This window comes from Mycobacterium sp. NPDC003449, assembly GCF_053588415.1.
Map to the genome: position 1 here is coordinate 1 of NZ_JBSFPX010000132.1, position 21,386 is coordinate 21,386.

Here is a 21,386-nt window from a genome sequence, read left to right on the forward strand (position 1 = left end):
GCGGATCTGGACGCCGACGACCCGCGGGTCGTCCGGGAGCCGGGTGGAACCATCCGGTCGATCTTCGAACCGCACCTGCTGAGTGACCTTGTCGCGCAGGTGGTCCGGCTGGACACGGTGTTGCCGGTGGCGCGTCAACTGCTCGGCAGCGACGTCTACATCCACCAGGCCCGGATCAATCTGATGCCGGGATTCACCGGGACCGGGTTCTACTGGCACTCCGACTTCGAGACCTGGCACGCCGAGGACGGCATGCCGGCGATGCGGGCGGTGTCGTGCTCGATCGCGCTCACCCACAACTATCCCTACAACGGGTCGCTGATGGTCGTGCCGGGTTCGCATCAGACGTTCTACCCGTGCGTCGGCGCGACGCCGGACAACAATCACGACTCCTCGCTGGTGGCGCAGAACGTCGGCGTGCCCGATGAGACGACCCTGACGAAGGCTGTCGACCACGACGGCATCGCCCAGTTCACCGGGCCGCCGGGATCCGCGCTGTGGTTCGACTGCAACCTGCTGCACGGATCGGGCTCGAACATCACACCGCTGCCGCGGTCGAATGTGTTCCTGGTGTTCAACTCGGTCGACAACGCGTTGGTCGAACCGTACGCGGCGCCCCGCCGCCGTCCGGAATACCTGGCGGCCAGGCGCGCAGAGCCCGTCACCTAGGCTGGGTGGTATGCAGCGGATCATCGGAACCGAGGTCGAGTACGGAATCTCCTCGCCGTCCGATCCGACCGCCAATCCGATCCTCACGTCCACCCAGGCGGTGCTGGCGTACGCGGCCGCGGCGGGGATCCAGCGGGCCAAGCGCACGCGGTGGGACTACGAGGTGGAGTCGCCCCTGCGGGACGCCCGCGGATTCGATCTGTCCCGGACCTCGGGGCCGCCGCCGATCGTCGACGCCGACGAGGTCGGTGCGGCCAATATGATCCTCACCAACGGCGCGCGGCTCTACGTCGACCACGCCCACCCCGAGTACTCGGCGCCCGAGTGCACCGATCCGATGGACGCGGTGATCTGGGACAAGGCAGGCGAGCGGGTGATGGAGGCCGCGGCGCGTCACGTCGCCAGCGTGCCCGGCGCCGCGAAGCTGCAGCTCTACAAAAACAACATCGACAACAAGGGCGCCTCCTACGGTTCGCATGAGAACTACCTGATGAGCCGCCAGACGCCGTTCTCGGCGGTGATCGCCGGCCTGACGCCGTTCCTGGTGTCGCGTCAGGTGGTGACCGGTTCTGGCCGGGTGGGGATCGGTCCGAACGGCGACGAGCCGGGGTTTCAGCTGTCGCAGCGGGCCGACTACATCGAGGTCGAGGTCGGCCTGGAGACCACGCTCAAGCGCGGCATCATCAACACCCGCGACGAGCCGCACGCCGACGCCGACAAGTATCGGCGGCTGCACGTCATCATCGGCGATGCGAACCTGGCCGAGACGTCGACCTATCTCAAGGTCGGCGCCACGGCGTTGGTGCTCGATCTCATCGAGGAGGGGATCGACCTCAGCGACCTGGCGCTGGCCCGGCCGGTGCACGCGGTACACGTGATCAGCCGCGACCCGGCGCTGCGCGCCACGGTGGCCCTGGCCGACGGCCGCGAGCTGACCGCGCTCGCCCTGCAGCGGATCTATCTGGACCGGGTGGCCAAGCTGGTCGACAGCCGCGACCCGGATCCGCGCGCCGCGCACGTCGTCGAAACCTGGGCCAACGTGCTCGACCTGCTCGAACGTGACCCGATGGAGTGCGCCGAGATCCTGGACTGGCCGGCCAAGCTGCGGCTGCTCGAGGGTTTCCGGCGCCGGGAGAACCTGGGGTGGTCGGCGCCGCGTCTGCATCTGGTCGACCTGCAGTACTCCGATGTGCGGCTCGACAAGGGGCTGTACAACCGGCTGGTGGCGCGCGGCTCGATGCGCCGGCTGGTCACCGAACAGCAGGTGATCGATGCCGTCGACAACCCGCCGACCGACACCAGGGCCTATTTCCGCGGCGAGTGCCTGCGCCGGTTCGGCGCCGATATCGCCGCGGCCAGCTGGGACTCGGTGATCTTCGATCTGGGTGGGGATTCGCTCGTGCGGATTCCAACCCTCGAACCCCTGCGGGGCAGCAAGGCGCACGTCGGGGCGCTGCTGGACTCGGTGGACAGCGCCGGCGAACTCGTCGAACAACTCACCAACTGAGGTTTCCGCCGGTGAGCTAATCCGGGCGATTCGGGTGCTGACCGGTACTGTGGAGGAACCGGTTGGGCGGTGGTGAGCCCGCCGAAGACAATTGCAGGAGGCAGCGATGGCTCAAGAGCAGACCAAGCGTGGCGGTGGCGGCGGTGAGGACGACGACCTCCCCGGTGCCTCGGCCGGCGGGCAGGAGCGTCGCGAGAAACTCGCCGAGGACACCGACGACCTGCTGGACGAGATCGACGACGTTCTCGAGGAGAACGCCGAGGACTTCGTGCGGGCGTACGTCCAAAAGGGCGGCCAGTGACCTGGCGCGAAAACCTGTCCCTCCCTCAAATCAACTCAGGAATACCGTCTGTACCTATGGACCTGTCGTCCTTCTCTGACCTGTTGCGCCGACAGGCCCCGGAACTGTTGCCGGTCAACCGGGTCGCCGACGGCATGAGCGGCACCCACGGCACCGACCCGACGAGCGCCGTTCCGCACGGAACCACGATCGTCGCGCTCAAATTCCCCGGCGGTGTCGTGATCGCCGGTGACCGGCGGTCGACGCAGGGCAACATGATCGCCGGCCGCGATGTGCAGAAGGTGTACATCACCGACGACTACACCGCGACCGGCATCGCCGGTACGGCCGCGATCGCCGTCGAGTTCGCCCGGCTCTACGCCGTCGAGCTGGAGCATTACGAGAAGGTCGAGGGGGTCGCGCTGACCTTCCCCGGCAAGGTGAACCGGTTGGCGACGATGGTGCGGGGCAACCTCGGTGCGGCCCTGCAGGGATTCGTGGCGCTGCCGCTGCTGGTCGGCTACGACCTGGACGATGCCGACCCGCAGAACGCCGGTCGCATCGTGTCCTTCGACGCCGCGGGTGGGTGGAACATCGAGGAGGAGGGCTACCAGTCGGTGGGCTCCGGTTCGATCTTCGCGAAATCCTCGATCAAGAAGCTGTATTCGCAAGCGGTGGACCCCGACTCGGCGTTGAAGGTGGCCATCGAGGCGCTCTACGACGCCGCCGATGACGACTCCGCCACCGGCGGGCCGGATCTGGTGCGTGGCATCTACCCGACGGCGGTGACGATCGGCGCCGACGGCGCCGAGGACATCGCCGAGGAGCGCATCGCCGAACTCGCCCGAGAGGTCATCGCGCGCCGCACCAGGACAGGCGGTGAAGGCTGATGAGTTTCCCGTATTTCATCTCGCCGGAACAGGCGATGCGTGAGCGCTCCGAGCTCGCGCGCAAGGGCATCGCCCGCGGCCGCAGCGTGGTCGTCCTGAGGTATGACAGCGGCGTGCTGTTCGTCGCCGAGAACCCGTCACGGTCCCTGCAGAAGGTCAGCGAGCTGTACGACCGGGTGGGCTTCGCGGCCGTCGGGCGGTTCAACGAGTTCGACAAGCTGCGGGTCGCCGGGATCCAGTACGCCGACACCCGCGGGTATGCCTACGACCGCCGCGATGTGACGGGGCGTCAGCTGGCCAATGTGTACGCGCAGGCCCTCGGCACCATCTTCACCGAACAGGCCAAGCCGTTCGAGGTTGAATTGTGCGTGGCCGAGGTCGCCCACCACGGCGAGACCAAAGCCCCTGAGCTGTACCGGATCACCTATGACGGGTCGATCGCCGACGAGCCGCACTTCGTGGTGATGGGCGGAACCACGGAGCCGATCTCGACCGCGCTCGGCGAATCCTACGTCGAGGATGCCGACCTGGACGCGGCGGTGAAGATCGCCGTCGAGGCGCTCAGCGCCAGCGGCGACGGATCCGAGCGGCGCGTACTGGGACCGGCAACGCTGGAGGTCGCGGTGCTCGACGCGAAGCGGCCGCGGCGCTGTTTTCGCCGGATCACCGGTGCGACGTTGGAAGCGCTGCTGCCAGAAGCGAATTCGAGTTCGTCCGAGGACGCGAAGTAGCCGTCAGGTCAGCACGTTGACGACGGCCTCGGCCTCGGTGCGGTCACGGTAGAGGCGCCACGCGGTCTCGGCCAGCTCGTCGGGGTCAAGCGACGGGAACCGGCCGGACCCGGCCAGAGCCCGGTGGATGTCGCCGCGTTCGATCAGGCCGCCGATGGTGAGCGTGCCGGCATAGATCCCGGCCGGCGCCAGCGCGGCGTGCAGCGTGATCGCGTAATTGCGCAGCGCCGCGGCGGCCAGGGCGAGCCCGCCCAGCCCGGGCATCGGCAGCACGCTGCTGAGCCCGCCGGCGAACAGCAGGCCACCGCTGCCGCGCCCGCGCATCTCCGGTAACAGTTGCGAGGCGAAGTCGACCGCGGGAACGATGGCGTCCAGCGCCGCCTTCGCGCCCGCGGCGTCGAGTTCGGCGATGTCGCCGGTAGCGACGTCCAGGGCGGCCGGACCGTAGTAGCCGACGTCGATGCGGCCGAAGCGGTCCCGCGCGGCGTCGACCGCCGCGCGCAGCTGGGCCGGGTCGGTCGCATCGGCCACATAGGCGGCCGCGTCGACACCGTGTGCCGCCAGCGCGGCGAGGTAGTCCGGATGCCGTTGTGAGGAGCGGGAAATCAGGGCGACGCGGTATCCCGAGGCGCCGAACCGGTGCGCTATCGACATTCCGAGTCCGGGTCCCACGCCGAGTACGGCCAGGACCGGGGAAGAAGTTGAGGTCATACTCAACTTGATACCAGAAGCTGAGGAGGCCCTCAACTTCGCTATGCTGACCGGGTGTCGGCGATGCGCGCGGATGCGGTCCGCAATCGCGACCGCCTACTGGCGGCCGCCGCCGAGCTGTTCACCGAACGCGGGGTCGACGTGCCGCTCGACGAGATCGCCCGCCGCGCCGGCGTGAGCATCGGCACCCTCTACAACCATTTCCCGAACCGTGGGGCGCTGGTGGATGCGGTGCTGGCCGATCTGGTGGCAGCCGTCGACGGTATGGCGCAACGGGCCATGGCGGATCCCGATCCATGGCACGGCTTCACCGGATTCCTCGATGAGCTGTTCACGATGCAGGCCGGCGACCGCGCCATCAACGATGCCATCTCCCGCAACCCGGTCGGCTCGGTCGATGTCGCGGGCGAATGCGGCCGGGCCGGGGGACTGCTGGATGCCGTCGTCGCACGGGCTCGCGACGCCGGGGCGCTGCGGGCCGATTTCGGCACCGCCGACCTCGCGACGTTGATGTGGGCGATGTCGAAGGTGATCGCGATGGCCGACGGTGAGGACGCAGTGTGGCGCAGGCACCTCGGCTTCGTCCTGGACGGGCTGAAGAGCCCGGTCAGCGCACCGCCCGCCGGATCAGGCCGGCGAACTCCTCCGGGCACTCCAGCGGTGTGAAATGCCCGGCGCCGGCCGCCGTGTGCAACCGGACGTCGAGGAAGTAGTGCTCGAGCCGGTCGGCCCATTGCGGCGGGAACAGTGGATCATGTTCGGGCCACAGCACATCGGTACTGGCGTGGATCTTCACCGCGCGACCCGGGGGTAGCTCGGTCAGCGATTGCGCGACGGTCCCGGCGCCGGCGCGGTACCAGCCCAGCGATGCGGTGAACGCGCCGGGCAGGGCATAGTCGGACACCAACCGGTCCAGGTCGGCCTCGGCGATGCGGAACTCCGGTCCCGACCAGTGATTCCAGAAATGGCGCAGGTACTCGCGCACCGCCTCGGGGTTGCCGTCGATCATCGTGTCCGCGATGGGCAGCTGGTGAAAGGCCTGATACCAGAACTCGTGCTGCGCGTGCGGGCTGAGCACCCGGTCCCCGGCGCCGGGCAGCGGCGGTGACAGCACGAGCGCCTTCACCAGGTGCGGATGCATGCGGGCGACACTCTGGGCGACCCGGCTGCCGACGTCGTAGCCGGCCAGCACAACCTCGTGCAGGCCCAGTTCGGTGATCAGCCCGACCACGCTGGCGGCCTGGGCGCTGGCGCTGTAGAAGTGCTGCACCGACACCGCGTGCTTATCCGAACCGCCGAACCCGCGCAGATCGGGGACCACCACATCGGCGACGTCGGCGAGCAGCGGTGCCACGTGCCGGTGGTCGCGCCGGCTACCCGGCCAGCCGTGCAGCAGCATGACCGGTGCCGCGCCGGGGGTCCCGGACCGCTCGAAGGCCAACCGGAAGCCGTCCACCGGGGCGCTGTGCGACGTCCGCGACGACATCGCTCAATTCTGGCCTGGCCGCACCGGGTGGTGTGCCGGGTTGGTGAATCAGATTTCTCCGTGTCCCGGTTGACGTGGCGTGCCCGCCGGAGGAGCATGTGTTGCGTCTTCAACATTGCGTTGCGTAAAACGCAACAAACTTCGGTACGCATTGGGGGCGGTCGAGGTATGGCAAAAGTCGTCGTAATCGGCGCCGGCATCGTCGGCACCGCACTGGCCGATGAGGTGACCGCCCGCGGCTGGACGGACGTCACCGTCGTCGACCGCGGTCCGCTGTTCGCGACCGGCGGTTCAACATCGCACGCACCGGGCCTGGTGTTCCAGACCAATCCGTCCAAGACGATGAGTGCGTTCGCGCGCTACACCGTGGAGAAGTTCAACACCCTGGACCACCCCGCCGGCTGGGCGTTCAATCCGGTCGGTGGACTGGAGATCGCCACCACGCCGGAGCGCTGGGCGGACCTGCACCGCAAGGCCGGCTGGGCGCAGGCCTGGGGTATCGAGGGCACGCTGCGCTCGCCCGCCGAATGCGTCGCGCTGCACCCGCTGCTGGATCCCGACCGGGTCCTCGGCGGATTCCACACGCCCACAGACGGTTTGGCCAACGCTGTGCGTGCGGCCGAGGCCCAGGCCCGGCGCGCGACGGCCCGCGGTGCGGTTTTCCTGCCCCACACCGAGGTGTTCGGCATCCTCGAACAGGGTGGCCGCGTCACCGGGGTGCGCACCTCGGCCGGCGTGATCGACGCCGATGTCGTGGTGTGCGCCGCGGGGTTCTGGGGCGCTCAACTGGCCAGGCAGGTCGGCCTGGTGCTACCGCTGGTGCCGATGGCGCACCAGTACGCCAAGACCGGACAGATTGCCGCGCTGGTCGGCCGCAACAGCGAACTGTCCCAAGCGGGTCTGCCCATCCTGCGCCACCAGGACGCCGATCTGTACTTCCGCGAGCACCTCGACCGCATCGGTATCGGCTCCTACAACCACCGGCCGATGCCGGTCGATCTGTCCACCCTGGCCGCTGACACCGCCGGTGAGTCGATGCCGTCTATGCTGCCGTTCACCGATGAGGACTTCGCCGCGGCTTGGGCCGATGCGGCCGAACTCCTGCCCGCCCTTGACGATTCGAAGGTCGAGGAGGCCTTCAACGGCATCTTCTCGTTCACGCCGGACGGTTTTTCCATCATGGGCGAGCACCGCGAGCTGAGTGGGTTCTGGGTTGCCGAGGCCGTCTGGGTGACGCATTCCGCAGGCGTCGCCAAGGCGACCGCGGAGTGGATCGTCGACGGTACCCCGTCCATCGACGTCCACGAGTGCGACCTGTACCGGTTCGAGGAGGTGGCCCGTAGCCCGGAGTTCATCCTGCAGACCAGTTCACAGGCCTTCGTCGAGGTCTACGACGTCATCCACCCCTATCAGTTCCGCACCGCGCTGCGCGGTCTGCGCACCAGCCCGTTCCATGCGCGCCAGCAGGAACTCGGGGCGTACTTCTACGAGGGTGGCGGCTGGGAGCGCCCCGCCTACTACGAGGCGAACGCCGAACTGGCGCAACGGCTGCGGGCCGAGGGACTGGCCGTGCAGGAACGCGACGACTGGTCGGCGCGGTTCTGGTCGCCGATCTCGATCGCCGAGGCGCAGTGGACGCGTGAGCAGGTGGCGATATACGACATGACCCCGCTGACGCGCTATGAGGTGGGCGGCCCCGGCGCGGCGGCGTTCCTGCAACGGATGTCGACCAACAACGTCGACAAGAGCGTCGGTTCGGTCACCTACACCATGCTGCTCGACGAGTCCGGCGGTATCCGAAGTGATATCACCGTCGCCCGGCTCGCCGACGACCGGTTCCAGGTCGCCGTCAACGGGCCGATGGACTTCGACTGGCTCAGCCGCCATCTTCCCGACGGTGTGCTGCTGCGCGACATCACCGGCGGCACGTGCTGCGTGGGCGTCTGGGGACCGCGGGCCCGCGACTTGGTGGCACCGCTGTGCCCCGACGACCTGTCCCATCACACGTTCAAGTACTTCCGCGCACTGCAGACCCACCTCGGCGCGATACCCGTCACCATGCTGCGGGTCTCCTATGTCGGCGAGCTGGGATGGGAGGTCTACGCCGGCGCGGAATACGGTGCCGCACTGTGGGATCTGCTGTTCGATGCCGGTCGGGAACACGGTGTGATCGCGGCAGGGCGGATCGCGTTCAACAGCCTGCGGATCGAAAAGGGATATCGGCTGTGGGGGACCGATATGACCGCCGAGCACCAGCCCGCCGCGGCCGGAGTCGGCTTCGCGGTGAAGATGAACAAGGCCGATTTCATCGGCAAGGCGGCGTTGGAAAGTGCCGCCCCACCGCAGAACATGCTGCGCAGCATCGTGTTCGACGAACCGGCCGCCGTGGTACTCGGCAAGGAACCGGTGTTCGTCGACGGCCGGTGCGTCGGATACGTGACCAGTGCCGGGTACTCACCGACCGTCGGACGCACCATCGCCTATGCATGGCTGCCCGCCGACACCGCCCTGGGTGAGCGGGTCACCGTGGACTACCGCGGTACCCGGCACACCGCCGTGGTGCATGCCGAGCCGGTGGTCGACCCCGAGATGACCCGGATCAAGAGGTAGACATGGCACACGATGTCATCGTCATCGGTCTCGGCGGGATGGGCAGTGCAGCCGCTTACCACCTCGCCGCCAGAGGCCTGCGGGTACTCGGGCTGGAGAAATACACGCCCGCGCACAGCAAGGGCTCCAGCCACGGCGGCTCACGCATCATCCGGCAGTCTTACTTCGAGGACCCGGCCTACGTTCCGCTGCTGCTGCGGGCCTACGAACTGTGGGATCGGCTGGCCACCGACACCGGGCGCGAGGTGTACCGCCAGACCGGTGGCCTGTTCATGGGATCGCCGGACTGCCTGACCGTCGCCGGAAGTCAACGCGCCAGCCGGGAATGGGGTCTGCCCTACGAGATGCTCGACGCGGCCGATATCCGGCGGCGCTTCCCGACCCTCACCCCGTATCCCGGCGACATCGCCCTCTACGAGGCCAAAGCGGGGTTCGCGCGGCCGGAGCTGACCGTCCAGGCACATATCGACCTGGCCGAACGCGCGGGTGCGGATCTGCACTTCGGTGAGCCGGTGATCGAGTGGGGCGAGACCGCCGGCGGCGTCAGCGTCAGCACCGGGCGTGGCCGCTACCGCGCGGGCCGGCTGGTCATCTGCCCCGGCGCATGGGCGCCGCAGCTGCTCGCCGAGTTCGACATCCCCATCACCGTCGAACGTCAGGTGCTGTACTGGTTCGGTCCACGCGGCGGCACAACGCCTTTCGTCGACCATCCGATCTGGATCCACCAGGGCGCCGACGGTATGCAGGTCTACGGCTTCCCCGCCATCGACGGGCCACGGGGCGGCGTGAAGGTCGCGTTCTTCCGCAAGGGCATCGTCTGCACGCCGGAGACCATCGACCGCACCGTGGGTGACCGGGAGATCGCCGAGATGAGGGATCGGGTCACCGAACTGGTGCCCACGCTGGACGGTCCGTGTGTGCACTCGGCGACCTGCATGTACTCCAACACCCCCGACGAGCACTTCGTGATCGCACGCCACCCCGACAGCGTGAATGTCACGGTGGCGTGCGGCTTCTCGGGACACGGATTCAAGTTCGTCCCGGTGGTCGGGGAGATCCTCGCCGACCTCGCCATCACCGGCGCGACCGGCCATCCCATCTCGTTGTTCGACCCGAAGCGACTGGTGACCGCATGAGTGAACTCCCGCCCCGCACAGCCACCGTGAGCCCGTCGTCGGCGCTGCACGCCACCCTCGGTGGTGACTACTACACCAACCCGGCCGTCTTCGCGGCCGAGCAGGAGCGCATCTTCGAGGCGGTCTGGGTGTGTGCGGTGCGGACGGCCGACCTCGCGCTGGCCGGTCAGTTCAGGAAGGTCCAGATCGGCCGCGAGAGCGTGCTGCTGGTCCGCGGCCGCGACGGGCTGTTACGAGCCTTCCTGAACATCTGCCGGCATCGTGGCGCCCAGCTGTGCGTCGAGGCGCAGGGACAGGTGCGACGCAACCTGCGCTGTCCGTATCACGCCTGGACCTACGCCCTGGACGGCAAGCTCGTCGCCGCCCCCAACCTCGGGTCACTGATCGACGACGACGGCGCGCCGATCGACCGCTACCAGTTCGGCCTGGTGCCGGTGGCGCTCACCGAGTGGCTCGGCTACGCCTGGGTCTGTCTGGCCGACACGCCGCCGCCGTTCGAGGATGTCGTCGGCGAGGCGACCAGGACACTCGGTGATGCCGATGCGATCAACCGGTACGGCATCGGCGGTCTGGACGTGGGCCGCCGAATCGTCTACGACGTGGCGGCCAACTGGAAGCTGATCGTCGAGAACTTCATGGAGTGCTATCACTGTAGCTCGATCCACCCCGAGCTCCTCGGTGTGCTCCCGGAGTTCGCCCGCGGCACCGCGGCCCAGGCCAACATCGGGCTGGGCGCCGAATTCGGTTCGGACGTCCATGGATTCACCATCGACGGCTCCGAAGGATTCGAGCGGCTGCCGGGTATCACCGATGAGCAGGACCGGCGTTACTTCGCGATCACGGTGAAGCCGACGGTCTTCGTCAACCTGGCGCCCGACCACATCATCTTCCACCGCATGTTCCCGGTCGCGGCCGACCGGACCATCGTCGAATGCGACTGGCTCTACACCGCCGACCTGGTGGCCTCCGGGCGGGACGTATCCCGCTCGGTGGAGTTGTTCCACCGGGTCAACGAGCAGGATTTCGCGGCATGTGAGCGAACACAGCCGGCGATGTCGTCGCGGGCATATCGCCGCGGCGGTGTGCTCGTCCCGGCCGAACACCACATCGGAGCGTTCCAGGAGTGGGTAATGTCGCGTCTCGGTGAGTGAGGGGTGACCTATATGGACGGTGAGCCGGACCTGTACATCGGCGGGCGGTGGCGTCCGGCGTCCGACCGCGGCACCAGGGAGATCATCGATCCCGCCGACGGGAGCCTGGCGGCGGTCGTCGACGAGGCGACTCCCGGCGATGCCCGCGATGCCGTCGCCGCCGCCCGCGCCGCCTTCGACGACGGCGCCTGGCCGGCCACCCCGGTGAGCGAACGCGCGGCGCTGCTGGACCGGGTCGCCGACCTGCTGCAGCGCGACAAAGAAAACCTTGCGGCGCTGGAGACCCGGGACACCGGAAAGACGCTGGCCGAAAGCCGAATCGATATCGACGACGTCACCTCGGTGTTCCGCTATTACGCAAGGCTGGTCGCGGTGCAGGCCGACCGCGTGGTCGACGTCGGCGATCCCGCCGTGATCAGCCGGGTGGTCCGCGAACCGATCGGGGTGTGCGTGCTGATCGCGCCGTGGAACTATCCGCTGCTGCAGATGTCGTGGAAGATCGCGCCTGCGCTCGGCGCGGGATGCACCATGGTCGCCAAGCCCAGCGAGGTGACGCCGCTGTCGACGATCGCCTTCGTCCACCTGCTTGAGGAGGCTTCCCGCGAGTTCTCGGTACCGCCCGGCGTTGTCAACCTGGTGCAGGGCAGCGGCGCGGTGCTCGGCGAGGCACTGACCGCCGACCCGGACGTCGATTTCATCTCGTTCACCGGTGGGTTGGCGACCGGCACCGTCATCTCGAGGGTGGCCGCCGCCAACGTCACCAAGGTGGCGGTCGAACTCGGGGGCAAGAACCCGCACATCGTGTTCGCCGATATCGCGGATTCCGATGATTTCAACGCAGCCGTCGATCACGTGTTGACCGGGTGTTTTCTGCATTCCGGGCAGGTGTGCTCGGCCGGTACCCGGCTGATCGTCGAGGAGTCCATCGCCGACGATTTCGTCGCCGCGCTCGCCGGGCGTGCCGAGCGGATCCGCATCGGCCCCGGTACCGACCCGGCGAGTGAGACCGGTCCGCTGGTCTCCGAGCAGCACCGGGCGAAGGTGGAAGCATATGTGGCGCAGGGTATCTCCGAGGGGGCCCGGCTGGTGACCGGCGGTGCCCGGCCGGCCGATCCGGCGCTGGCCCGCGGCAGCTTCTACCTGCCCACCATTTTCGACGGCTGCGACCGGTCGATGCGGATCGTCCAGGAGGAGACCTTCGGGCCGATCCTCACGGTGGAGCGATTCACCGATGAGGCCGAGGCGATAGCGCTGGGCAACGACACCGAATACGGGCTCGCGGCCGGCGTGCGCACAGCCGACCCGGCGCGGGGGGAACGGGTGGCGCGGGCGCTGCGGCACGGAACCGTCTGGCTCAACGACTTCGGTTACTACACCGCGGCGGCCGAGTGGGGCGGCTTCGGCAAGTCGGGCAATGGGCGCGAACTCGGACCGACCGGGCTCGCGGAGTATCAGGAGGTCAAGCACATCTGGCACAACACCGCACCGGCACCCGCCGGCTGGTTCAAGGGCTGAGGGGGCTGAGGAGGCATCGTGGTGGTCAAAGATCCGACCGGGGCGAGCGGAGCGACGGGAACTGGTCAGTCGGACAGCGGTATGGAGGACTTCGGCTACCGGGAGTCGTTGGACCGCAGCATCGGCAAGTTCGCCAGCTTCGCGGCGGGTGTCAGCTACATCTCCATCCTGACCGGCACGTTCCAACTGTTCTACTTCGGCTTCGGCACGGCGGGACCGGCCTACCTGTGGTCGTGGCCGATCGTGTTCGTCGGGCAGATGGCCGTGGCGCTGTGCTTCATGGAGCTCGCGGCGAAGTATCCGGTGGCGGGTTCGGTGTACAACTGGAGCAAGAAGTTGGCCAGCCGACTGGTCGGATGGATATCCGGCTGGTTGATGCTCACCGCGTCGATCGTGACCATCTCGGCGGTGGCGCTGGCCTATCAGCTCAATCTGCCCCGGGTGTGGAGCGGATTCCAGGTCATCGGCGACGGCACCGGTGAGTACGACTACGCCGCCAACGCCGTCCTGCTCGGAACGGTGCTGATCGCGTTCACCACACTGGTCAACGCCCTCGGGGTGAAGCTGATGTCGCGGATCAACAGCGCCGGGGTGTTCATCGAACTCATCGCGGCCGTGTTGATCGCCTTCCTGCTCGCCATCAATATCGAGCGTGGACCCGACATCTTCTTCTCCAGCAACGGGTATGGGGCCGGCGAAAGTGCCGGGTTCCTCGGCGCCTTCCTGGTGGCGTCGTTGGCATCGGGATATGTCATGTACGGCTTCGACACCGCGAGCTCGCTCGGCGAGGAGACCGTCGAACCGCGGCGCACCGCACCGAAGGCGATCGCCAGGGCGATCCTGGCATCGTTCGTGATCGGCGGCGCCATCCTGGTTTTCGCCGTCATGGCCGCGCCCGACCTGGCGGACCCGCAGCTCGGTGAGAGCTCCGGTGGACTGCAGTACATCGTCGAACAGGTCATGTGGGGCCCGCTCGGCACGGTCTTCCTGATCTGCATCGTCATCGCGGTGACGGTGTGCACCCTGGCCGTGCACACCGCGGCCATCCGGCTGACGTTCGCGATGGCCCGCGACAACGCGCTTCCGTTCGGGGAGAGGCTGGCGACGGTCAACCCCAAGACCCAGACCCCGATCGTGCCGGCGGTGACCATCGGCGTGATCGCCGTCGTGATCCTGGTGATCAACATCGAACAGCCGAAGATCTTCACGGTGCTCACGTCGATCGCCATCATCATGATCTACCTGGCGTACCTGATGGTGACCGGGCCGATGCTCAAGAAGCGGTTACAGGGGCAGTGGCCGCCAAAGGATCTCGCCGAAGGCGGCTACTTCACCATGGGCCGGTGGGGGCTGGCGGTCAACATCGTCGCGGTGGTGTGGGGTATCGGCATGGCACTGAACCTGGCGTGGCCGCGCGCGGCCGTCTACGGCGAACCCTGGTACAACACCTGGGGGGCGTTCGTCTACATCGGGGTGATCCTCGGCGCGGGCCTGCTGTGGTATCTCCTCAAGGGCCGCAACCACATCGGCTGCTTGGAATCCCACGCTGCGAGGACCGATGCCTGATCTTTTCGACTACGTCATTGCCGGCGGCGGCAGCGCCGGCTGCGCGCTGGCGGCGCGGCTGTCCGAAGATCCCGGCGTGACGGTGTGCCTGGTCGAGGCCGGGCCGTCCGACGTCGGCGACGACAACATCCTGATGCTCTCGGAGTGGATGCATCTGCTCGATTCGGGCTACGACTGGGATTATCCCGTCGAGCCGCAGGAGCGTGGTAACTCGTTCATGCGGCACGCGCGGGCCAAGGTGCTCGGAGGGTGCTCATCGCACAACTCCTGCATCGCGTTCCTGCCGCCCGCCGAAATCCTCGACGACTGGGTGGAGATGGGCGCGACCGGGTGGAGCGCCGCCGAGATCCTGCCACTGACGGCACGAGTGAAAGACACCGTGCAGCTGCGCGACGTCCCACCGGTGGACCCCTGCGGTGCCGCGGTGCTGGAAGCGGCGGCGGCGGTGGGGTTGCCGACGGTCGCGTTCAACCGCGGCGGGACCGTCCGGAACGGGGCCGGGTGGTTCCAGATCAACGCATCGGAGGACGGCACCAGGATGTCGTCCTCGCATGCCTACCTGCACCCCATCCTCGACAGCCGGCGCAACCTCGAGGTCCGCACTGACTGCTGGATCGCCGAGATCCTGTTCGACGACACGTTGGCCGCGACCGGCATCCGCTACCAGCGTCCCGACCTCACCGGTTACGACACCGTCGCCGCACGGCGAGAGGTGATCGTGTGCGCGGGCGCCATCGACACCCCGAAACTGTTGATGCTGTCCGGGATCGGGCCCACCGCGCATCTGCGCGAGATCGGCGTCGACGTCCGCGTCGACTCGCCGGGCGTCGGGTCCAACCTGGATGACCACGTCGAGGGCCTGGTGTTCTGGGAGGCGTCCCGCCCGATGGTCACCACGTCGACACAGTGGTGGGAGATCGGGCTGTTCACCACGGTCGACGACGGAACGCCGCAGCCCGATCTGATGATGCACTACGGCAGCGTGCCGTTCGATATGAACACGCTGCGCCGCGGATACCCGACGACCGACAACGGATTCTGCTTGACGCCCAACGTGACTCAGGGCCGCTCCCGCGGCACCGTGCGGTTGCGCAGCCGCGATTTCCGCGACCGGCCGAAGGTCGACCCGCGGTATTTCACCGATCCGGAAGGGTACGACGACCGGATCATGCTGGCCGGGGTGCGGCTGGCCCGCCGGATCGCCGAGCAGGCGGCGCTCGAACCCTGGGTGGCGCGTGAGCTGGCCCCCGGACCCGACGCCGTCACCGATGACGAGCTGCTGGACTACATCCACCGGTGCCACAACACCGTCTACCATCCGGCGGCGACGGCGAGGATGGGCGCGCCCGACGATCCGATGGCGGTGCTCGATCCACAGTTGCGGGTCAAGGGGGTGTCGCGGCTACGGGTGGTCGACGCGTCGGCGATGCCGAAACTGCCCGCGGTGAACCCGAACATCACCGTCATGACGATGGCGGAGCGGTGCGCCGACCTGATCCGAAAGGCCTGATCTAGGCTGGGGGTAATGGCCAAGGGTGACGAGCGAACGGGAGCGGCGGTCCAATCCGTCGACCGCGCGCTGCTCGTCCTGGAGATCCTGGCGAAGCTGCGGCAGGCCGGTGTCACCGAAATAGCAAACGAACTGGGCGTTCACAAGTCGACGGTGTCCCGACTGATCTCGGTGCTGGAGTCCCGCGGCTACGTTGAACAGGTATCCGGGCGCGGCAAATACCGGCTGGGGTTCTCGATCGCGCGACTGGCCAGGGCCAGCAGTGGGCAGCTTGACGTGGGAAAGCTCAGCCAGGACTTCTGTGACGGGCTCAGCGACGATGTGGGGGAGACCACGAATCTGGCGATCCTCGAAGGGGACCGGGTGATCAACATCGTCGAGTCCATCGGGCCCGCCGAGATCACCCTGCGAACCTGGGTCGGCCAGACCTGCCCGCCGCACGCGACCTCGAGTGGCAAGGTACTGCTCGCGGGTCTGGACACCGATGCGGTCCGCGACCGGCTGCCTGCCACGTTGGAATCGTTCACGCCCAGCACCATCGACACGATCGACGGGTTGTCCGCCGAACTGGCGGCGGTGCGCGAACGCGGCTGGGCCAGTGTCACCGAGGAACTCGAAGTCGGCCTCAACGCCGTCGGCGCACCGGTTTACGATGCCGACCTGCAAGTCGTTGCGGCGCTGAGTGTTTCGGGGCCGTCGTATCGACTCGGTGCGGACCGCTTCGAGGAGGTGGCCAAACTGACGCAGGCCGCCGCCGACGGGATCAGCAGGCGACTCGGCTGGGTGGAACCCGCCGGCCGTTAGCTGCCCGCCGGTGCCTCGGGGCGCCAGCCCACATAGCTGAACCACAGCCCCATCGCGGCCAGCACCAGGAAGAAGGCCCTGGCCGCGATCAGCGGGCCGGGGCTGGTGACCGCGGCGTCGGCGCCGGACTCGATCGCCGAGGGGAAGGCCATCATCGCTACCCCGCGCAGCGCCACGAACCAGCCGAACAGTGAGATCAGCACCGCGGTGACGCTGTACCAGTACTGGTGGAAGGCGATCACGACCAGGCCCATGAGCAGCATGGCCGCGCCCAGCATCCACGGCAGGGTGCCGCTGGTGAACAGGTCGGACAGCAGATCGCCGAGCTGGGGCAGCCGGATCGCGATGATCAGGGTGGCCACAGCGACGAACGGGCCGAGGACCCTGGCGAAGATCCGGGTCCGGTACCGGGCCTGCGGGGTGGGCGTTGGCATCTGGCCTCCTGCAATTAATAAACCGACTGCCGGTCGGTTAATACGCTAGACTCGGCTCGCGGCCGACGTCAAGGGAGGATCAATGGCACGGCAGGTCAAACCGGACGAGTACGCCACCCGGCGACGCGAAATCCTCGATGTCGCCCTGCGGCTCATGCACGACAAGGGCTACGCGGCGATGACCATCGAGGATGTGCTGAGCACCCTGCACATCTCCAAAGGCGCTCTCTACCATTACTTCCGGTCCAAACGGGCGCTGCTCGACGGGGTCGTCGAGGCGATCGGCGAAAACGCCACCGCGCAGATGCAGGCCATCGTCGACGATCCGGGCCGCGGTGCGCTCGACAAGCTGTACGCCTACTTCGCGGCATCGAGCGCGTGGAAATCGGACCATCCCACCGCGGTGGCCACCCTGATCCGGTTGTGGCACGACGAGAACAACGCCCTGCTGCGCCAGAAGATGACCCAGGGGTCGATGCACACCACGGCGCCGATGCTGGAGGCCATCATCCGGCAGGGCTGCACCGAAGGGGTTTTCGACACCGACTATCCGCACGAGGCGGCGGGCATCCTGACCGGGATGGGACTGCACCTGGCCGACGCCTTCATCGACGCCATCGAGGCCGACGGTGCCGTCGGCGCCGACATCAGCGGTCCGCACGCGCAGCGGGCGGTGGCCGCCTACCGGCAGGCGTTCGAACGCATCCTCGGCATGTCGGCCGGTGCGCTCGCCGGGATCGGCTCAACAATGTCGGCGGCCGATGTCGAGAATCCGTGACCGGCTCCGTCCCAGTCATGAACGCGACCACAATGGGTCGCACCACCACCGAGGAGAAACCACGATGGCCAAGTACCTGCTGCTCAAGCACTACCGCGGCGCCCCGGCATCGGTCAACGACGTGCCGATGGGCGAGTGGACACCCGAGGAAGTGACGGCCCACCTGCAGTACATGCAGGATTTCGCGGACCGGCTGGAGCAGACCGGCGAATACATCGACAGCCAGGCGCTGGCCCCGGAGGGCACGTTCGTGCGCTACGACGGGGAAGGGCGCCCACCGGTCACCGACGGCCCGTTCGCCGAGACCAAGGACGTCATCGCGGGCTGGATGATCATCGACGTCGACAGCTACGAGCGGGCGCTGGAACTGGCCGGCGAGCTCTCGGCGGCGCCGGGCGCCGGCGGCAAGCCGATCCACGAATGGCTGGAGCTGCGCCCGTTCCTCACCCATACGCCGACCATCACCGAGTAACGGGTGCGGATGGACGAGACGCTGCTGCGCAGTCTCTCGCCGAGTGTGCTGGGCATCCTCGTCCGCCGCGGAGCCGATTTCGCGGCGGCCGAGGACGCCGTGCAGGACGCGCTGGTCGAGGCGATCCGGGTGTGGCAGGCCGACCCGCCCCAGGACCCCAAAGGCTGGCTGGTCACGGTGGCCTGGCGCCGCTTCCTCGACGCGACGCGCGCCGACACCGCCCGGCGCAGGCGCGAGGACCTCGTGCAACGGGAACGCCGGGCCGAGCCGTCCGCCGTCGACGACACTCTGCAGCTCTACTTTCTGTGCGCACATCCGTCGCTGACGCCGTCGTCGGCGGTCGCGCTCACGCTGCGCGCCGTCGGCGGGCTCACCACCCGCCAGATCGCCCAGGCCTACCTGGTGCCCGAGGCGACCATGGCGCAGCGCATCAGCCGGGCCAAGCGAACCCTTTCCGGGGTCCGGCTGGACCGGCCCGGGGACGTTGCCACGGTGCTGCGCGTCCTCTACCTGGTGTTCAACGAGGGCTACTCGGGCGATGTCGACCTCGCCGCCGAGGCGATCCGGCTCACCCGCAGGCTCGCGGCCGCGATCGACCACCCCGAGGTCGCCGGGCTGCTCGCCCTGATGCTGCTGCACCACGCCCGGCGGGCCGCCAGGACCGCGCCCGACGGCAGTCTGGTGCCGCTCGCCGAGCAGGACCGCGGCAGCTGGGACACCCGCCTGATCGCCGAGGGCGTGCAGATCCTGCAGGCGGCCCTGGTTCGCGACCGGCTGGGGGAGTTCCAGGCCCAGGCCGCCATCGCGGCGCTGCACGCCGACGCCCGCACGGTCGGGGAGACCGACTGGGTGCAGATCGTCGAGTGGTACGACGAGCTCGTGCGCCTGACCGGCAATCCGGTCGCGGCGCTCAACCGCGCGGTGGCCGTCGGGGAGGCCGACGGTGCCAGGGCCGGGCTGGCCGCGCTGGCCGGGCTCGACGATTCGCTGCCCCGCCATGCCGCGGTCGCGGCGTATCTGCACGAGCGCGACGGTGACCCGGCGACGGCGGCCCGGCTGTATGCCGAGGCCGCCCGGCGGGCGTCCAACCTCGCCGAGCGTGATTACCTGACCCGTCAGGCCGCCCGGCTCAACACCCGATGAGGTGGGGCGGGAAAGGACGCGCGTCACCGGCTTGCGCACCGTTACTGTGAACCACCCCGTAAGCTCGATATCGTGCAGCGACGAATCATGGGTATCGAGACGGAATTCGGTGTGACCTGCACGTTCCATGGCCACCGCCGGCTCAGTCCCGACGAGGTCGCCCGTTATCTGTTCCGGCGGGTGGTGTCGTGGGGCCGCAGTTCCAACGTCTTTCTACGCAACGGCGCGCGGTTGTATCTCGATGTGGGCAGCCACCCCGAGTACGCGACCGCCGAATGTGACAACCTCACCCAGCTGGTCACCCACGACCGCGCGGGTGAGCGCGTCCTGGAGGATCTGCTGATCGACGCCGAGCAGCGGCTCGCCGACGAGGGCATCGGCGGCGACATCTACCTGTTCAAGAACAACACCGACTCGGCCGGAAACTCCTACGGCTGCCACGAGAACTACCTGATCGTGCGGGCCGGCGAATTCTCCCGGATCTCCGATGTGCTGCTGCCGTTCCTGGTCACCCGCCAGCTGATCTGCGGTGCCGGCAAGGTGCTGCAAACCCCCAAGGCCGCCACGTTCTGCCTGTCGCAGCGCGCCGAGCACATCTGGGAAGGCGTCTCCAGCGCCACCACCCGGTCCCGGCCCATCATCAACACCCGCGACGAACCGCACGCCGACGCCGAGAAGTACCGCCGCCTGCATGTCATCGTGGGCGACTCCAATATGTGCGAGGCGACCACCATGCTCAAGGTGGGCACCGCCTCGCTGGTGCTGGAGATGATCGAGGCCGGGGTGCCGTTCCGGGATTTCTCGCTGGACAACCCGATCCGGGCGATCCGCGAGGTCAGCCACGACCTGACCGGTCGCCGTCCGGTCCGGCTGGCCGGCGGGCGGCAGGCCAGCGCCCTGGACATCCAGCGCGAGTACTACACCCGCGCCGTCGAATACCTGCAGACCCGCGAACCGAGCACCCAGATCGAGCAGGTGGTCGACCTGTGGGGCCGCCAGCTCGACGCGGTCGAGAGCCAGGACTTCGCCAAGGTCGACACCGAGATCGACTGGGTGATCAAGCGCAAGCTGTTCCAGCGCTACCAGGACCGCTACAGCATGGAGCTGAGCGATCCCAAGATCAGCCAGCTCGACCTGGCCTACCACGACATCAAGCGTGGCCGGGGAGTGTTCGACCTGTTGCAGCGCAAGGGACTGGCGGCCCGGATCACCACCGACGAGGACATCGACGCCGCGGTCGACACGCCGCCGCAGACCACCCGGGCCAAGCTGCGCGGTGAGTTCATCAGCGCCGCACAGGAAGCCGGCCGGGACTTCACCGTCGACTGGGTGCATCTCAAGCTCAACGACCAGGCCCAGCGCACCGTGCTGTGCAAGGATCCGTTCCGGTCGGTCGACGAGCGGGTGAAGCGGCTGATCGCCAGCATGTAGCGGTCAGGGCTTTGGTTTGCCGCCCTGATTGTCGATCACGGTCTGAATCAGGTCGACGATCTGTTGCTGGCCTGCCGCAGCGGCGTCGAACTTGCCTCGCATCTCGGTGAACCCGCGGTCGACGTGCTCGCGGAGATCGCTGAAGTCCTCCCGCATGGCGTTGAAGCTCCCCGTCGTGGCGCGACGGAAGTCACGGATCTCAGCTCGGACCTCGTCCACATCCCGGTCGGCGGCGCCGGCCAGCACGCGGGCGGCCGCGGCGTCCTGCTCGCTCGACCGCACCCGCGCGCCTAGGTCACGCACCTCGGATTCCAGGGCGGCGACGCGTGCCTCGAGGTCTTCGGACTCCACGGATTGAAGCCTACCGCCGACCGGCGACACTTCCGGTGCGCTTATCGGCGGCTGTGGATAACCGACGCCTTAAGCTGTGCGCGTGGCGGTCTCCAAAGTCGAGCGGTTGATGAATCTCGTCATCGCGCTGCTGTCCACCCGTTCCTTCCTGCCGGCGGACAAGATCCGAACCAGTGTCGCCGGGTACGCCGACAGCCCCAGCGACGAGGCG

21 protein-coding genes and 1 pseudogene are annotated in these 21,386 nt (G+C 68.1%); 18 read left to right on the plus strand and 4 right to left on the minus strand.

Going from position 1 to position 21,386, the window contains the following annotated elements:
- The 5 genes from thpD to prcA all read left to right on the plus strand — a co-directional run.
- Positions 1–669, plus strand: a 669-nt coding sequence (gene thpD, locus ACWDTP_RS26645) for an ectoine hydroxylase (RefSeq protein WP_450025389.1), incomplete at its 5' end; no start/stop codon positions are given.
- A 10-nt stretch (positions 670–679) separates the two neighbouring features.
- On the plus strand, positions 680–2,176 hold the full coding sequence (dop, locus tag ACWDTP_RS26650) for a depupylase/deamidase Dop (RefSeq protein ID WP_450025391.1): 1,497 nt from the start codon (positions 680–682) through the stop codon (positions 2,174–2,176).
- 106 nt (positions 2,177–2,282) lie between these two features.
- On the plus strand, positions 2,283–2,477 hold the full coding sequence (locus tag ACWDTP_RS26655; RefSeq protein ID WP_450025393.1) for a ubiquitin-like protein Pup: 195 nt from the start codon (positions 2,283–2,285) through the stop codon (positions 2,475–2,477).
- 56 nt (positions 2,478–2,533) lie between these two features.
- Positions 2,534–3,346 carry a proteasome subunit beta gene (gene prcB, locus ACWDTP_RS26660; RefSeq protein WP_450025395.1) on the plus strand — a complete coding sequence of 271 codons (813 nt, stop codon included), beginning with the start codon at positions 2,534–2,536 and terminating at the stop codon, positions 3,344–3,346.
- Entirely contained in the window at positions 3,346–4,077 is a 732-nt protein-coding gene (prcA, locus tag ACWDTP_RS26665) for a proteasome subunit alpha (protein WP_450025397.1), read from the plus strand. Before prcB ends, prcA begins: the two co-directional genes overlap by 1 nt.
- Positions 4,078–4,080: 3 nt before the next feature.
- Here the strand turns inward: prcA and ACWDTP_RS26670 are convergent, their stop codons facing one another.
- Positions 4,081–4,788, minus strand: coding sequence for an SDR family NAD(P)-dependent oxidoreductase (locus tag ACWDTP_RS26670; protein WP_450025398.1), 708 nt, complete (start codon positions 4,786–4,788; stop codon positions 4,081–4,083).
- Positions 4,789–4,851: 63 nt separating this feature from the next.
- Here ACWDTP_RS26670 and ACWDTP_RS26675 point away from each other — a divergent pair, with 63 nt between their 5' ends.
- Positions 4,852–5,454: a TetR/AcrR family transcriptional regulator gene (locus ACWDTP_RS26675; RefSeq protein WP_450025424.1), complete on the plus strand. Its 603-nt coding sequence runs from the start codon at positions 4,852–4,854 to the stop codon at positions 5,452–5,454.
- Here the strand turns inward: ACWDTP_RS26675 and ACWDTP_RS26680 are convergent.
- The gene (locus ACWDTP_RS26680; protein ID WP_450025400.1) at positions 5,396–6,274 is read right to left on the minus strand and encodes an alpha/beta fold hydrolase; all 879 of its coding nucleotides are present in this window, start codon (positions 6,272–6,274) and stop codon (positions 5,396–5,398) included. The genes ACWDTP_RS26675 and ACWDTP_RS26680 overlap by 59 nt on opposite strands.
- A gap of 168 nt (positions 6,275–6,442) precedes the next feature.
- Between ACWDTP_RS26680 and ACWDTP_RS26685 the strand changes: the two genes are divergently transcribed.
- The 7 genes from ACWDTP_RS26685 (at position 6,443) to ACWDTP_RS26715 (ending at position 16,566) form a co-directional block, all read left to right on the plus strand.
- Complete coding sequence (locus ACWDTP_RS26685) at positions 6,443–8,884, plus strand: GcvT family protein (RefSeq protein WP_450025402.1); 2,442 nt, start codon at positions 6,443–6,445, stop codon at positions 8,882–8,884.
- 2 nt (positions 8,885–8,886) lie between these two features.
- Entirely contained in the window at positions 8,887–10,020 is a 1,134-nt protein-coding gene (solA, locus tag ACWDTP_RS26690) for an N-methyl-L-tryptophan oxidase (RefSeq protein ID WP_450025404.1), read from the plus strand.
- A complete protein-coding gene (locus ACWDTP_RS26695; RefSeq protein ID WP_450025406.1) occupies positions 10,017–11,171 on the plus strand; it encodes an aromatic ring-hydroxylating oxygenase subunit alpha in 1,155 nt (384 codons plus the stop codon). The genes solA and ACWDTP_RS26695 overlap by 4 nt, the downstream gene beginning before the upstream one ends.
- A gap of 12 nt (positions 11,172–11,183) precedes the next feature.
- Positions 11,184–12,686 (plus strand): aldehyde dehydrogenase family protein, encoded by a 1,503-nt coding sequence (locus ACWDTP_RS26700; RefSeq protein ID WP_450025426.1) that lies wholly within the window; start codon positions 11,184–11,186, stop codon positions 12,684–12,686.
- Positions 12,687–12,767: 81 nt separating this feature from the next.
- The gene (locus tag ACWDTP_RS26705) at positions 12,768–14,252 is read left to right on the plus strand and encodes an APC family permease (RefSeq protein WP_450025428.1); all 1,485 of its coding nucleotides are present in this window, start codon (positions 12,768–12,770) and stop codon (positions 14,250–14,252) included.
- On the plus strand, positions 14,245–15,762 hold the full coding sequence (locus ACWDTP_RS26710) for a GMC family oxidoreductase (RefSeq protein ID WP_450025408.1): 1,518 nt from the start codon (positions 14,245–14,247) through the stop codon (positions 15,760–15,762). Before ACWDTP_RS26705 ends, ACWDTP_RS26710 begins: the two co-directional genes overlap by 8 nt.
- Positions 15,763–15,777: 15 nt before the next feature.
- Complete coding sequence (locus ACWDTP_RS26715; protein ID WP_450025410.1) at positions 15,778–16,566, plus strand: IclR family transcriptional regulator; 789 nt, start codon at positions 15,778–15,780, stop codon at positions 16,564–16,566.
- Here ACWDTP_RS26715 and ACWDTP_RS26720 read toward each other — a convergent pair.
- Positions 16,563–17,000 carry a hypothetical protein gene (locus tag ACWDTP_RS26720; protein ID WP_450025412.1) on the minus strand — a complete coding sequence of 146 codons (438 nt, stop codon included), beginning with the start codon at positions 16,998–17,000 and terminating at the stop codon, positions 16,563–16,565. The genes ACWDTP_RS26715 and ACWDTP_RS26720 overlap by 4 nt on opposite strands.
- A gap of 82 nt (positions 17,001–17,082) precedes the next feature.
- Here ACWDTP_RS26720 and ACWDTP_RS26725 point away from each other — a divergent pair, with 82 nt between their 5' ends.
- The 4 genes from ACWDTP_RS26725 (at position 17,083) to pafA (ending at position 20,824) form a co-directional block, all read left to right on the plus strand.
- Positions 17,083–17,778, plus strand: a complete 696-nt coding sequence (locus ACWDTP_RS26725; protein ID WP_450025414.1) for a TetR/AcrR family transcriptional regulator — start codon at positions 17,083–17,085, stop codon at positions 17,776–17,778.
- Positions 17,779–17,842: 64 nt separating this feature from the next.
- A complete protein-coding gene (locus tag ACWDTP_RS26730; RefSeq protein ID WP_450025416.1) occupies positions 17,843–18,250 on the plus strand; it encodes a YciI family protein in 408 nt (135 codons plus the stop codon).
- A gap of 9 nt (positions 18,251–18,259) precedes the next feature.
- Positions 18,260–19,393 (plus strand): RNA polymerase sigma factor, encoded by a 1,134-nt coding sequence (locus ACWDTP_RS26735; RefSeq protein ID WP_450025418.1) that lies wholly within the window; start codon positions 18,260–18,262, stop codon positions 19,391–19,393.
- 72 nt (positions 19,394–19,465) lie between these two features.
- Positions 19,466–20,824, plus strand: coding sequence for a Pup--protein ligase (gene pafA, locus ACWDTP_RS26740; RefSeq protein WP_450025420.1), 1,359 nt, complete (start codon positions 19,466–19,468; stop codon positions 20,822–20,824).
- A 3-nt stretch (positions 20,825–20,827) separates the two neighbouring features.
- Here pafA and ACWDTP_RS26745 read toward each other — a convergent pair whose 3' ends face one another.
- Positions 20,828–21,175: a hypothetical protein gene (locus ACWDTP_RS26745; protein WP_450025422.1), complete on the minus strand. Its 348-nt coding sequence runs from the start codon at positions 21,173–21,175 to the stop codon at positions 20,828–20,830.
- Positions 21,176–21,257: 82 nt separating this feature from the next.
- Between ACWDTP_RS26745 and ACWDTP_RS26750 the strand changes: the two are divergent.
- Positions 21,258–21,386: pseudogene (locus ACWDTP_RS26750) on the plus strand (WYL domain-containing protein); the annotation flags it as partial.